The sequence below is a fragment of the Bradyrhizobium sp. SRS-191 genome (assembly GCF_024586915.1).
Taxonomy (GTDB): Bacteria; Pseudomonadota; Alphaproteobacteria; order Rhizobiales; family Xanthobacteraceae; genus Bradyrhizobium.
In genome coordinates this window covers 118,479-131,772 of the sequence record NZ_JANBVS010000021.1, presented here as the reverse complement: position 1 = coordinate 131,772, position 13,294 = coordinate 118,479, and the positions used below count along the sequence as shown (strand labels likewise).

Sequence of the window (13,294 nt, the reverse complement as noted above, 5' to 3'; positions counted from 1 at the left end):
GCGGCACGGGCGGTGCGAGTCTGCACCTGCGGAACCACAGACCGGAAGAGCTCGCCGACTCGGCGATGCCGTTTCTCGAATGCATAGAAGATGGTGCAAATAACTAAGTCTGCCCGTGTCGCGGCCCCTCACCCCGACCCTCTCCCCGTAAGAACGGGGAGAGGGAGCGGACTGTCCGAGACGCCGCAGCTTACGTCTCCCTCGCAAGTCTGCTTTTGAGAGAGGTCGAGATGCGCACGGCAGGACGGAGGCATCCCGCTCAATCCGGATGGATCATGATCTCCATGGTCTCGTCGAGATCGTCGAACGGAAAGCCGATATCCTCGACAAGCGCGACGCCGCAGAGGCAGATGTCGCCGTCGATGACGGCGAGAGCGATCGGCTGGAGGCTCTGGCCTTCGCAGGCGCCGGCGTTGCAGAGGCCGGTCTCGATCTCGAACGTGGCGCCGTGGCGGCCGCAGCGGAGCCGGGTCTGCTCGGCATTGAAGAACTGGCCGCTGCCGATGTTCAGCCATTTGCCGTCATGCGGGCAGCTGTTGACATAGCCGACGAAGCCGCCTGCGGCGGTATGGATGATCACGATCGGAAACGGCCGCGCCTCGCCATTGTCTCCGATGCGCGACAGGCTGAACGCCTTGGCTTCGCCCTTGGCGATGCTCCCGGTCGGACAGATGACGAAGACTTCCGGCTCACGTTCCGTCATGCGCTGGTCTCCCTGAACGGCACGACGGGAGCAGCGAGGCCCTCTGGACATCTCCTGTCGCAAACCTGACGATAGCAGCCCGATTTGGGTGAGCGCCGGCGCGTCATTCTCGATCTGTCCCGATCTTTGCATGAAGCATGCCGTGTGCGCCTGAAAGCATGCGCGATGTCGGCTTGGAGACAATGATGGCCGCGATGAAGTTCTACATGACGCCGGGGTCGTGCTCGACCGGCATCCACATCATCCTCGAAGAGCTCGAGGAGGTGTTCGAGGCCCATATCGTCAACCTGCCGGCCGGCGACAATTTCAAGCCGGACTACGTCGCAATCAATCCGAAATCGACCATCCCCGCGCTGGTGCGGCCAGACGGCAGCGTGCTGACCGAAGTGCCCGCGATCGCCTACTGGCTCGGCCGCTCACGGCCGCGCGCGAAGCTGTGGCCGTCCGATCTCGAGACCGAAACGCGGCTGCTCGAGGCCATGACCTACATCGCCGGCACCGTGCACGGTCACGGCTTCGCGCGCATCTTCGCCACGCCGACCTTCAGCCGCAACGAGGCCGACCAGGAGTCGGTGCGCGCGCTCGGCCGCAACATCGTCGTAAAGGGCTTTGCGATCCTGAGCAGGATGCTCGGCGAGCGGACTTATCTCGGCGATGATTTCTCGGTCGCCGATCCGATCCTGTTCTATGTCGCGTTCTGGGCCGACAAGACCGACATCGCCCTGCCCGCCAACCTGCTCGCGCACTACCGGCGGATGTTGGCCCGCCAGGTCGTGCAGCGCGTGCTGCGCGAGGAAGGATACAATCCCGCGACGCTGGGGCAGACCAGCCGCGCCTAAAGCGCGACGAGACCAGGATGGATCATCATCGCGCTTTAGGTTGCTGTTTGCGCATGATCTTTTCGGAAAACCGCTGCGCGCTTTTCCGGACCATGCTTGAGCGGATCTACTCCGCCGCCTCCGCGATCTGCTCGTGATCGCCGAGGTCGATGCCGCGGAAGATGGCGCAGCGGCGGAAGACGGCGATGGTCGGGCGGACGCTCTTGTGGTGGCAGTATTTGGCAACGAGCTTGGCGAGGCCCTTGATGTCGCGGCCCGAGGCGCCGGGGAAGATCTCGACCAGCTGCGCGATCACCGCGGTCTCGACGTTCAGCCCGAACTGATCGCACATCACCCGCCAGATCCGGCTGCGCGCGTCGGCGTCCGGCGCCTGGAACTTGATCAGCGCGATGCAGCGCGAGACGATCGCTTCGTCGATGTCGTCGATGCGGTTCGTGGTGAGGAACAAGAGGCCATTGAAATATTCGAGCACGCGCAGGAACACGCCGACGACGGCGTTCATCGTCATGTCGTCCTCGCGCCGCTTGATGTAGACGTCGGCCTCGTCGATCAGCATCACCGCGCCCCAGCGCTGGGCGCGCGTCAGCGCGTCCTTCAGTGCGCTCTCCATCGCCGCGACGCTGAGGCCGAGCTGGCCGGAGTGCACGCGATACAGCGGCCGGCCGATGATCTCGGCATAGACCTCCGCCGTCAGGGTCTTGCCGACGCCTGGAGGCCCGGCACACAGCACCGTCGTGCCACCCGACTTGCCGGCGACGATGTCGTCCATCAGCAGGTCCATCTCGGCGGTGAGGATGTCGATCAGGTCGGTCTGCTCCTCCGGCAGCACCAGCTTCTGCTTCAGCTCCGGCTGATAGGCATAAGGCGTCATGTCATCGGCATGCACCCAGAGATAATGGTGCAGGTCGAGATGGAACATCAGCATGTATGGATGGACGGGAATGCGGCAGAAGACGCCTTTCGGAATCGCGGCCTTGGACTCCTCGACCTCCTGCTCGGCATCGTAGAGATTGCTCTTGGCGGCCTTGCGCAGATACTGCCCGAGAAGGTCGCCGGTCACCTCCAGCGTCAGCGCGCGCTCGGTCAGGATACCCTCGTCGTTGACGAGACGCGCCGTCCCGCCGCCGGACGACAGCACGATGACATCCTTGCGCGACCAGTCCATGTCGCGATGCGACGCGTTCGGATCGTCGGCGAAGAAGCCGATGCCGCGGCCGGAGAACTGCGCGCCGTAGCGGCCGCGCCAGGCAAAGTAGCGCTCCGCCGTCTCGTCATAGGCGGCAATCAGCTCGGGCGTTTCCTTGAGGAAGCCCTTCGCGGCGAAGATCTCGGCGACCGTCTTGCCGACGATGTCGCCGGCGGAAATCCGCAGCGTCGATGTCGTGATCGCGCCCTTGGCATTGGCCTTGAGCTCGATGAAAACCCGGCCCGCCTCGTCGTTCGACGGCGCCGTGTAGTCGAGCCGGGTGACGACATAAGGCAGCGGCCGGCTGGCGACGTTGGCGGTGAACATCCAGCCGCGAATGGCACCCGAAATCAGATAGCGTGCGATCGCCGGCAGCACCTGCTCGAGCTCGTTCTCCGAAAAGCGCGTACCGGAATCGCTGAAGGCGCGTTGCAGCGTCGCGATATGCGCCGCGCGAGCGTGCCATTCGGGTCCCGCCTTCTGGTAACTGTCCCGCAGGAAGTCGAGCTCGGCTGCCGCGAGCTGCGCGAGGTTCACCTCGACCTTGTCGCCGAAGCGCAGCTGCTCCGTCAGCGAGGCGAGATGCGGAAAGGCAGCCGCCATGGCCTCGACGGTCGGACGTTCGATCTGCAGCTTCATCTGTCGTCACTCATCCCCGGCACATTCATGACGACACGCCCGTCGGCTGGCGGAGCGCCTCGCTTTTCGCGAGCAGCAGGCGGTTGGCGGCAAGCGAGAACTCCTGCCAGGCGGCGGCGACGTCGCGCAGGATGGTCTGCACGTAATCCTTCGACGGCTTGTGCTCGAACGGAAAGTTCGACAGCGCACAGGATGTCCGGTTGAAGGCGACGGCATCGTCGAGCAGCGATTGCATGAGATCGCGGAACGGCTTCTGGATCTCCGGCATCAGCGCCGAGCGTCCGCGTTCCACCGTGACATCGCGCATGTCGAAGGTCAGCGCGTCCAGCACTTGCAGCGCCGTCGCGAACACCTGCTCCATCGCGCCGAGAACGGCGAGCTGCGTCAGCTGCTCGCGCTGCTGGGTGGCGAGGCTGCGGTTCAGCCGCTGCCGATAGTCGTCGAACGCCGCATCGCGTTGGGCTGCGACCCAGGAGGCGAACCAGGCGAGGCTCGCGGCGTTGCCGGACAGCCTCTCGCCGGCCGCAACCATGCGTCCGCCCGGAGTCTCGGTGGCGGCGCGCGCGAGCGCCCGCTCGATGCGCTTGGCGGCGTTCACGGCGCCTTCGAGATAGCCGGCGGCATGGCTTGCGGTCTCCGCGCCGCCGAGATGCAGCCGGCCTTCCCACAGCGCCCGCCGCAGCATCGGATTGGCGATCTCGCTGTGCTCGCCGCGCGGCGTGGTGCGGTCCAGCGCGCTGCAGGTGAAGCGCTCGGTCGCCCAATCCTGATAATGCTGTTCTCCGCCGTCCAGCGCTGCGCCGAACAGCTGCACCATCTGGCTGTCCATCAGCATCGGCAAGCCGACATTGAAGGCTTCGCGCAGATCGGGAGAAAAAGCGAGGAAGCCACCGAGCGCCGCGCGATCGCCGCCTTCGTCGCAGGCGTCGAAGATCTCGCCGACCACGGCCTGCTCGTGACTGACGAAGGCGTTGCCCGACTGGCCCTTGTCGCGCCAATGCGCCTGCTCATAGGCGATCACGACCTTGGCCTGCGCCGCCATCCAGGTCTCGGCATTGCGCATCGCCTCGAAGGTCGCGTCGTCGAGCGCCGGAAAGAATCCGACATGATCGATCAGGAGCCGCGGCGGCAACGCCAGGACGGCGCGCTTCGCCTCGACCGCGACCGATTCCGCCTCGGTGGCGAAGATCAGCCGCACATGCGTGCCGCAGTCGACGATGCGCATCAGCTCATGACCGAGATGAAGGCAGGCCTGCGGCAGGTCGCGCGCCAGAGCCTCGATCAGCCGGGTCATGCCGCCGGAGAGCCGGCGCGCGCCCTGATGGATCGGCGGGCCGCTGATCTGCTCGGCCGTCTTGTCGGCTTCCTTGAGGTGCAGCACCGTGCCGTCGTCGTGCTGGCCGAAATGCGACAGGCCGAGCTCCGCAATGAGGCCGGTCAGCAACGGCTGGGTCTCCGGCCAGAACCAGGTCGGACCGAGGTCCAGCGCGAGCCCCGCGTTGCTCCTGGCCGACAACACCCGCCCGCCGAGGCGATGTCGGGCTTCGAACAAGGCGAACGTGCCGCCGCGCTGCTGCAGGCTGCGCGCGAGTGCCATTCCGCACAATCCACCGCCGACAATGGCCGTTTCAAGCATGACAAGACCTCGATTGATGCGTTGCGATGTCATCTCGACCGGGTCTTGCAAGAAGCTTGCAAGTTTTTGTGAGCCCCGCATGTGCGGTTCCAAACATTGCTTGATTTTCGCAAGGGGTTGCCCCACCTGATGCCGATGAGCGACGAGAGCCAGATCCTGACCGCCAATACGGCCTTCTACACAGCCTTCGCGGCCGGCGATTTTGCCGCGCTCGCGGCGCTCTGGGCTGATCGTGACGGCATCTCCTGCATTCATCCGGGCTGGCCGGCCATCGTGGGCCGCACCGCCGTGATCGGCAGCTGGCGCGACATCCTCGCCAATCCGTCGCGGCCGCAGATCGTCTGCGCTGATCCGCACGCGATCGTCGACGGGGATCACGGCCACGTGCTGTGCATCGAGCTGGTCGACGGCGCCGCTCTCGCCGCGTCCAATCACTTCGCGCGGATCGATGGCCGCTGGCGCATGGTCCATCATCAATCCAGCCCGATCGCTCAGCTCGCAACGCCGGACGATGATCCGGACGGCCACAGCCTGCACTGATCGTCTGCCGTTGGCACGAAACTTGATCTGCTCTCCCTGACCGGCAGCAATGTCGGAGATTGTTGATTGTCGTTGCGTCGGATACGGGCCGGATTGCCGTCTCCGCGCAGGGCCGGCGCACGCAGCGTACAGCGTCGTGCACAGGCCGACGGGCGACATCGGACGGGAGACAAGGATGGCACGTGTACTGACCGCCTATTTGAAGCGCAGCGATGTGCCGGCGCGCGCAGCGCTGCAGCAGGCCATCGACCGTCTTCCTTTCGCTCTCACGGTCGACGACGATTATGTGCCTCTCAAGACCGCGGGCTATCTGCCGTGCACGTTCGACGGCGAGGACGCCGGCTTCGACCTGCGCTTCGCGGACTGTTCCGCGCCGCGCGACGATGCACGCGACGTGATGATGACATTCAAATGGGGCGGCGATCCGCGCGAGGAGGCCGCGGCGCTGGCCGTGTGCGCAGCCCTTACAACGGCCTTCGGCGCGATCGTCCAGCGGGACGGCGCCGCACTCTCACCCGACCACATGCTCGAACAGGCGAAGGGAGCACTGGTATGAACATGACGGCTCCACTTCAACCGACCGCAATCCATGCCGTGCCGGCCGATCTGTGCGACTGCGGTTTCCGCGTGCTGATGATCCGGCAGTTCAATGTCGGCGCCGTGCCGCCGGCGTTCGCCATCATCGACCAACGCATCATGCGCATGCCGCAGCGGCTCGGACGGCACGGCGTCTCGTTTGCCGCGACGTTCCTGCCCGAGGTGATGTCCTGGCTGATCGATCATCTCGGCCGGCCCTCGCTGCATGACGAGAGCGGTCGCTCGTATCGCAATCCGCGCTGGCCCGTGGTGTGCTGGCATGATCGGGAACGCTATTGGCCGAGCGGCGCCGTGACGGTCGAGTGGTCCGCCGAGGTCGCATTCCAGGATCACGCCTCCTGGATGGCCTTCCGCACCCATTGGTCCGAGAGCCTGATGGGCCGGAATGCCGATCCCGACACGACGACCGGAGAAGCGGCGCAGTGCGACCTGCATGACGCAGAAAAGGAATTTTCCGACGCCGCGCTTCAGCGAGCATGATTTGTCAAACTGCATTCGTCCCGCGGCCGGCTCTGTTCGATGGCGGCCGCAGCGTGGTAGCTTTTGAGTGATGTCATCGCGCGGAGGCGGTCATGCACTACGTCTCATGGCTTGGTCATTGGCTCGGTCATCTGCTGCCGCAACGGCTGACTGACTCGAGCGAGGCCCGGCGCGAGCTCATCGTGCCGCGCCCGGCCGCAGAGCTGTCGCACGAGGACCTGTTCTACATCGCGATGCTCGGTCCCCACGTCTGAGCACACCATCGGCGCGGCCCGCCACTTCCAACACCACACGAGTTCCGACATGACCGACATCGCGCGTCTCCGCGACTTCGTCGCCGACACCGCACGCCTCGTCGCAACCACGACAAACGAGCCGGAGCTGCTGGCCGTCCTGGCTCCCAGGTTGAAGCAGCTGGTCACGCATGACGACTGGCTGCCCGAGGCCTATGCCGTGGCTGACGGTCACCGTTACCGGCAATATCTGCTCTATGCCGACCCGCTCGACCGGTTCTCGATCGTGAGCTTCGTCTGGGGGCCGGGCCAGGGCACGCCGGTGCACGATCATCGCGTCTGGGGGCTGGTCGGCGTGCTGCGCGGCGAGGAACGCGCGGTGAGCTATGCGCGGCAGCCGGACGGCCGGCTGCAAGCAGGGCCGCAGGAGCGGCTACAGGCTGGACAAACCGCCGCGGTGTCGCCACAGATTGGCGACATCCACGCCATCTCCAACGGTCTGGCGGACCGCTCCTCGATCAGCATCCACGTCTATGGCGGCAATATCGGCCGCATCCGTCGCGCGGTATATGATCCGGACACCGGCGCCGCCAGCGACTTCATTTCCGGATATTCGAATGACAGCGTCCCCAACCTCTGGCCCGACCGCAACGCCTGACGATGTTGCGATCATCACTCCGACCGAGCTGCGGCGGCGCTGGCGCGCAAGCGAAGAGGTCGCGCTGCTGGACGTCCGTGAGGAAGGCCCCTACTCGCTGTCGCACCCGTTCTTTGCGGTGTCGCTGCCGCTCTCCCAGATCGAGCTGCGCATCCTCGACCTGATCCCGCGGCTGACCGTGCCGATCGTCGTCTATGATGACGGCGAAGGCTACGCCGCGCGCGCCGTGCCGCGCATCCGTGCGCTCGGCTATACCGATGTCGCTGTTCTCGACGGCGGGCTGTCGGGCTATGCCCGTGCCGGCGAGGTGTTCCGCGACGTCAACGTGCCGAGCAAGGCGTTCGGCGAGCTCGTCGAGGCCATCCGGCATACGCCGTCGCTGTCGGCCGACGAGGCCAAGGCGCTGATCGAGCGCGAGAGCAATCTCGTGGTGCTCGACGCCCGCCGCTTCGAGGAATACCGCACCATGAGCATTCCGCGCGGCGTCAGCGTGCCCGGCGGCGAGCTCGCCTTCCGGGCGCGCGAGATCGCGCCGTCGCCGGACACCACGATCATTGTCAATTGCGCCGGTCGCACGCGCTCGATCATCGGCACGCAGTCGCTGATCAATGCGGGCTTGCGCAACAAGATCTACGCGCTGCGCAACGGCACGATCGGCTGGACGCTCGCGGGCCACCAGGTCGAGCGCGGCAAGACCGCCCGCATGCTGGACCGGCCGCAGGCGAGCTACGCGACGGCGCTGGCGGACGCGAAGGCGTGGGCGGAGCGCGTCGGCGTCAAGGTGCTCGATGCCGCGACCTTCGCGCGCTATCAGGCCGAGGCCGACACGCGCACGCTGTATTCCCTCGACGTGCGCACGCCCGAGGAATACGCCGCCGGCCATCCGGCGGGGTTCGCCTCGGCGCCGGGCGGACAATTGGTGCAGGCGACAGACGAATGGGTCGGCGTGCGCGGTGCCCGGCTGGTGCTGTTCGATGATGACGGCGTGCGCGCGCGCATGACGGCGTCCTGGCTGACGCAAATGGGCTGGGATGCATCGATCATCGGGCCCGATGTGGTCGCGCCGACGGAGACCGAGATCCGCGCGCCGCGACGGCCACCGTTGCCGGACGTCGGCGCCGCCGCGATCGGTGTCGCCGAGCTCGCCGCCGACCGGCCCGCGTGGACGATCGTCGATCTCACGCGCAGCCCGAGCTACAGGGCCGGGCACATCGCGGGCGCGCATTTCGTCCTGGCCTCGCGCTTCGCGGCTGATCTGGCGAAGCTGTCCGGCGGCGGACCACTCGTGCTGACGAGCAGCGACGGTGATGAAGCCGCCTTTGCACTGGCCGATGCGCGTCTTGCGACCACGCGGCAGCTGCGCGTGCTCACGGGAGGCACCCGGGCCTGGACGCAAGCAGGCCATGCGCTTGAAACGGATCAGGCGTCATGGATCTCGACGCCCGACGACGTCTACAAGCGCCCCTATGAAGGCACCGACAATGCCGCCGAGGCGATGCAGGCCTATATCGACTGGGAGCTTCAGCTGGTCGCCCAGCTCGCCAACGACTCGGTCTCGAACTTCCACGTCGTGTAGTTCGACAATGTAGGGTGGGCAAAGCGGCATTCGCAAAGCGAATGCAGCGTGCCCACCATTGACCGCGCAATGGATAAGATGGTGGGCACGCGCCGCCTGACGGCGTCGCTTTGCCCACCCTACGATTTTCGCTTCGGCCTCGTCGTCGCCGGCAAAACAATCGCAGAAGTGGCGCGCGCGTCGACCGGCGTTACGACACGAACATATCGAGCTGGCCGAGGCGGCCGGGCTGCAGCGGCGGTGCGTCGGCATATTGCGGCAGCGCCCAGCGCCGGATGGCGTCGAACAGCAGCGGCGGCTGTATCGGCTTGGTGACGTAGTCGTTCATGCCGGCGGCGAGATAGGTCTCACGCTCGCCGACCAGTGCGTTGGCGGTCAGCGCGATGATGGGAACGTGGCGCTCGGGGCCCGGCAGCTGGCGGATTGCCTTGGTCGCAGAGATGCCGTCCATCTCCGGCATCTGCACGTCCATCAGCACGAGATCGTAGGGCTTCTCGGACACCGCCGCCACCGCCTTGATGCCATTGGCGACGATGGTCGGTTTGAATCCCTGCTTCACCAGAAGGCTGTGAATCAAGGTCACGATGATCGGACTATCCTCCGCGACCAGGATTTCGAGCGCCCGGTCCGATGACAGCATGACGGGCTCGCCCAGGAGCACCGGCTTCTGGCCGAGCTGGCACATCGCCTCGAACCAGAAACGGCTGCCGCGGCCGAGCTCGCTGTCGACGCCGATGCTGCCGCCCATGATGGTGCAGAGCTGCTTGCAGATCGCAAGCCCAAGGCCACTGCCGCCATATTTGCGCGAGATCGAGGTATCTGCCTGGACGAACGGATCGAAGATCTGAGCCTGGATCTGCGGCGACATCCCGATGCCGGTGTCGATCACCTCGATCCTGAGTACGATTGCGCCGTCGTCCTGCTCGCGATGTCCGGCACGCAATTCGATGGAGCCCTGCTCGGTGAACTTGATGGCGTTGGCGACCAGGTTCAGCATCACCTGCCGGATCCGCGTCGGATCCCCCTTGAGGAAGCGCGGCAATCCCGGCGCCAGGCTGACCTTGAGATCGAGCCCCCTCTTTTTGGCCTTTTCGCCCATGAACGAGGCCGCGCTCTCGACCAGGTTCGACACATCGAAGTCGATGCATTCCGACTGCAGGCGGCCTGCTTCGAGCTTGGAGAAGTCGAGGATGTCATTGATGACCTCGAGCAGCAGGTCGGCGGATTCCTTGGCGAGCGCGGTGTAGCGCTTCTGCTCCTCGGTGAGCGAGGTCCCTCGCAACAGATCGACCATGCCGACCATGCCGCTGAGCGGGGTCCTGATCTCGTGGCTCATGATCGCGAGGAAGTCGGATTTGGCGCGGTTGGCGGCTTCGGCGGCATCACGCGCGGCGCGCAGCTCGGCGCCCGTCGCCTCGAGCTCCCGCTTCTGCCCCTCGAGGTCGGACCGGATCGCTTCGACATAAGCGAGCTTCTGCTCGAGCTCCGCCTGGACCGTCTTGAAGGCGGTGATGTCGGTTACGAGGCAGACGGTGCCGCCGTCGGAGATCCGGTGGTCGACACTCTGAATCCAGCGTCCGTTGAGCTCGCGGTGCTCGATCATGCGGCTGCCGCCGAGATGCCAGGCGCGCTTGCGCGCGAGCCAGTCCTCGAAGCCGTCACCTTTGGAACGGATCAGCCCGTGATCATGCGCCTTCCGCATCAGGTCGGTGAACGGGATGCCGGGCCGCATCAGCGTCGCCCACCCCGGAAACATCTCACGAAATCGCGTATTCGACAGCACGAAGCGGTCGTCCTTGTCGAACAGAACGAATCCCTTGGTCAGCGCCTCGATCGCGTCGAGCAGCAGCTGTTGTGCCTGATCGGCGCCGATCTCCGCCAGCTTTCGTTCGGTGATGTCCTGGACGATGCCGAAGCGCTCGCGGAATCCGCCGTCGATATCGTCCGTCGGGTCGGCGACGACCCGGATCCAGCGGATCTCGCCGTCCGGACGAACGATGCGGATATCCTGCTTCAGCGCGCCGCCCGTCGCCAGCATGCGATGCCTCGCGCGGATGTAGCCGCTCACATCGTCCGGGTGGATGATCTCGATCATCCTGGTGAAGGCGACGCTGGGCTCGTGCTCCAGGCCGGTGATGTCGAACAGCTCCTCGGACCAGACCGCGGACTCGCCGCCCTCCGCCGTCATCCAATGGCCGATACGGCCGATCCGTTGCGCCTCGTTGAGGAGCTTCGTCGTCTGCGCCAACTGCTCGTTCTGCTGTCTCAGAACCTCCGTCATCGCCGCCGCGTGGCGGCTGTTGCGGATCAGCATCGACGTCAATACGACCATGATGAGGACGACGGCGACCGCACGCATCAGCAGCGAGACCAGCCAGTCGTGCTTCAGATCCGTCATCTGCTCGATCGCGATGATGGTGAGCGACGCGGTCCCGACGGAGGTCACGACGGTCCGGAGCCGTGCGCCCGGCTCGACCGCAGCCGGCACCAGCCGCGGTCTGCCGCCGGGATCGGCGCAGGACGGACTTGGCACCTCGCTGGAGATTGCCGGCCTCATAGGCGTTCTGCCGCGCGCGTCAGCGCATCGGTCGTGGCGCCGATGGTCTCGCCGAGAGGCGGCAGGTGCGCGGCGATCTCGTCAGCCGTTGCCAGCTCGAGCTCGATCATCCGCGCCAGCTCTGCAAGGCGCGCGGCGCCGAGGCTGGACGAGGAGCCTTTCAGGACATGGGCCGCCTTGCGGGCCTGCGGCAGATCGCCGGCGGCGAGCGCGGCCTCGATGGCGGCGAGCCCGGCCGCGGCGGCTGTGGGAAGCGCGACCAGCATCGCGCGCAGCTCGTCCGGATCGAGCGCGGCTTGCAGGAGCTCGAGTTGATCCTGATCGATCAGCGGGACGGCGGCGGCAACGCTCACGTCAGCGGCCTCCGTGGGACGAGTTCGCCGCCGGCTGGCTCGCGGCGCGATCGCTCGAGCCGTGGCCGCTCGCGCTCTGGCCGCGCGAGCGCGGCATCGCGCGCCGATCGAGGCACACGATCGTCGTGTCGTCGGGCAACGGGCAACTATCGCTCATGCCGGCAGTGGCGCAGAGCCGCTGGATGACCTCCTGCGGCGTGAGCGCGGGCCCGCAGGCATCGAGCGCCGCCTTCAGCCCATCGTCACCGACCCGGCCTCCTGTTGCATCCGGGAATTCGGAAAGACCGTCGCTGAACAGCAGCAGCAGCGAGCCTACCGGGAACTTGCGGCGCGAGGTGCGATATCGCACGCCGCGCTCGACCCCCAGCGGAAATCCGCTGCTGTCGCAGAGGCGCGCGCGACCGTTCGCTCCCTGGATCAGAATGGCCGGCGGCGCACCTGCGGAGGCGCATTTCAACACGCCGGCGCGATGATCCACGACGACGTACATGAACGTCGCGAACTGTCCGACGCGCAGCAGACGGACGAGTCGCTCGTTCAGCATCGACAGCAATGCGCCGGGATCGTCGTGCAGCCCCTTGTACTCATGGATCAGCGCATGCAGGCGAAACGTATTCAAGGCCGCATTGATGCCGTGCCCTGTGAAGTCGGCGAGAAAGATTCCGAATGCGCCATTGTTGATCGGGAGCATGCCCCAAAGATCGCCGCCGAGCTCCGAGGACGACCTGTTGTAGCTGGCGATCCGCAGATCGGCGGTGCGCGCCGCCCATTGCAGGGTGATGGGATCCGGCAGCAGCTCGACCTGCATGCGGCGGGCGGCTTCGAGCTCCCCCGAGATGCGCTCACGATAGTCACGCAAGGCGCGCAGCGAGTTCCAGCGATCGAGATGAACTACCACGCGGGCGATCAGCTCCGACGGATTGATCGGCTTGGACAGGAAATCCGACGCGCCCGCGGCGAACAGCTCGCCCATCCTCTTGCGATCGACGGTGGCGGTCTGCACCAGGATCGGCGCATCGGCAAAATCAGGCTGCGCGCGGATCTGGCGACAGACCTCCAGCCCACTCATGTCCGGCATCTGCATGTCGAGCAGCAGCAGGTCGGGCCGAAAGCGACGCACCTGCTCCACCGCCGACAGCCCGCCCTCGGCAAACGCGATATTGGTGAACTTCTGGGCGCGCAGCACACCGGCGACCAGACGGCGGCACAGAGGATCATCGTCGGCGATCAGGATCCGGGCATCCGTAAGCCCTTCCGGCACGACGCGATCGTCGACCGTGGTCTCGACCGTGCTCAT

At 66.1% G+C, this 13,294-nt stretch carries 13 protein-coding genes; 7 read left to right on the top strand and 6 right to left on the bottom strand.

The genetic code is table 11. From position 1 onward, the window contains the following. Nucleotides 1-259: 259 nt before the first annotated feature. Nucleotides 260-703 carry a Rieske 2Fe-2S domain-containing protein gene (locus tag NLR35_RS29070; protein WP_257169970.1) on the bottom strand — a complete coding sequence of 148 codons (444 nt, stop codon included), beginning with the start codon at nt 701-703 and terminating at the stop codon, nt 260-262. 194 nt (nt 704-897) lie between these two features. Between NLR35_RS29070 and NLR35_RS29065 the strand changes: the two genes are divergently transcribed. Next, the gene (locus tag NLR35_RS29065) at nt 898-1,542 is read left to right on the top strand and encodes a glutathione S-transferase family protein (protein WP_257169979.1); all 645 of its coding nucleotides are present in this window, start codon (nt 898-900) and stop codon (nt 1,540-1,542) included. 106 nt (nt 1,543-1,648) lie between these two features. Here NLR35_RS29065 and NLR35_RS29060 read toward each other — a convergent pair whose 3' ends face one another. Both NLR35_RS29060 and NLR35_RS29055 read right to left on the bottom strand, forming a co-directional pair. Then, on the bottom strand, nt 1,649-3,367 hold the full coding sequence (locus NLR35_RS29060) for an ATP-binding protein (protein ID WP_257169969.1): 1,719 nt from the start codon (nt 3,365-3,367) through the stop codon (nt 1,649-1,651). 25 nt (nt 3,368-3,392) lie between these two features. Further along, entirely contained in the window at nt 3,393-5,003 is a 1,611-nt protein-coding gene (locus NLR35_RS29055) for an FAD-dependent oxidoreductase (RefSeq protein WP_257169968.1), read from the bottom strand. A 135-nt stretch (nt 5,004-5,138) separates the two neighbouring features. On the opposite strand from NLR35_RS29055, the gene NLR35_RS29050 reads away from it, so the two are divergent. The 6 genes from NLR35_RS29050 (at nt 5,139) to NLR35_RS29025 (ending at nt 9,087) form a co-directional block, all read left to right on the top strand. Next, nucleotides 5,139-5,543 (top strand): nuclear transport factor 2 family protein, encoded by a 405-nt coding sequence (locus NLR35_RS29050; RefSeq protein WP_257169978.1) that lies wholly within the window; start codon nt 5,139-5,141, stop codon nt 5,541-5,543. A gap of 175 nt (nt 5,544-5,718) precedes the next feature. Beyond that, nucleotides 5,719-6,099, top strand: a complete 381-nt coding sequence (locus tag NLR35_RS29045; protein ID WP_257169967.1) for a hypothetical protein — start codon at nt 5,719-5,721, stop codon at nt 6,097-6,099. A 2-nt stretch (nt 6,100-6,101) separates the two neighbouring features. Further along, a complete protein-coding gene (locus NLR35_RS29040) occupies nt 6,102-6,620 on the top strand; it encodes a hypothetical protein (RefSeq protein WP_306577785.1) in 519 nt (172 codons plus the stop codon). Nucleotides 6,621-6,712: 92 nt separating this feature from the next. Further along, a complete protein-coding gene (locus tag NLR35_RS29035) occupies nt 6,713-6,874 on the top strand; it encodes a hypothetical protein (protein ID WP_257169965.1) in 162 nt (53 codons plus the stop codon). A 49-nt stretch (nt 6,875-6,923) separates the two neighbouring features. Continuing rightward, nucleotides 6,924-7,511, top strand: a complete 588-nt coding sequence (locus NLR35_RS29030) for a cysteine dioxygenase (protein WP_257169964.1) — start codon at nt 6,924-6,926, stop codon at nt 7,509-7,511. Then, nucleotides 7,471-9,087: a rhodanese-like domain-containing protein gene (locus tag NLR35_RS29025; RefSeq protein WP_257169963.1), complete on the top strand. Its 1,617-nt coding sequence runs from the start codon at nt 7,471-7,473 to the stop codon at nt 9,085-9,087. Before NLR35_RS29030 ends, NLR35_RS29025 begins: the two co-directional genes overlap by 41 nt. Nucleotides 9,088-9,277: 190 nt before the next feature. Here the strand turns inward: NLR35_RS29025 and NLR35_RS29020 are convergent, their stop codons facing one another. From NLR35_RS29020 to NLR35_RS29010, 3 genes are read right to left on the bottom strand one after another with little or no spacing between them, the layout of a single operon-like run. Next, nucleotides 9,278-11,644, bottom strand: coding sequence for an ATP-binding protein (locus NLR35_RS29020; protein WP_257169962.1), 2,367 nt, complete (start codon nt 11,642-11,644; stop codon nt 9,278-9,280). Next, nucleotides 11,641-11,997, bottom strand: coding sequence for an Hpt domain-containing protein (locus NLR35_RS29015; protein ID WP_257169961.1), 357 nt, complete (start codon nt 11,995-11,997; stop codon nt 11,641-11,643). The genes NLR35_RS29020 and NLR35_RS29015 overlap by 4 nt, the downstream gene beginning before the upstream one ends. A gap of 1 nt (nt 11,998) precedes the next feature. Next, nucleotides 11,999-13,294, bottom strand: a complete 1,296-nt coding sequence (locus NLR35_RS29010) for a PP2C family protein-serine/threonine phosphatase (protein ID WP_257169960.1) — start codon at nt 13,292-13,294, stop codon at nt 11,999-12,001.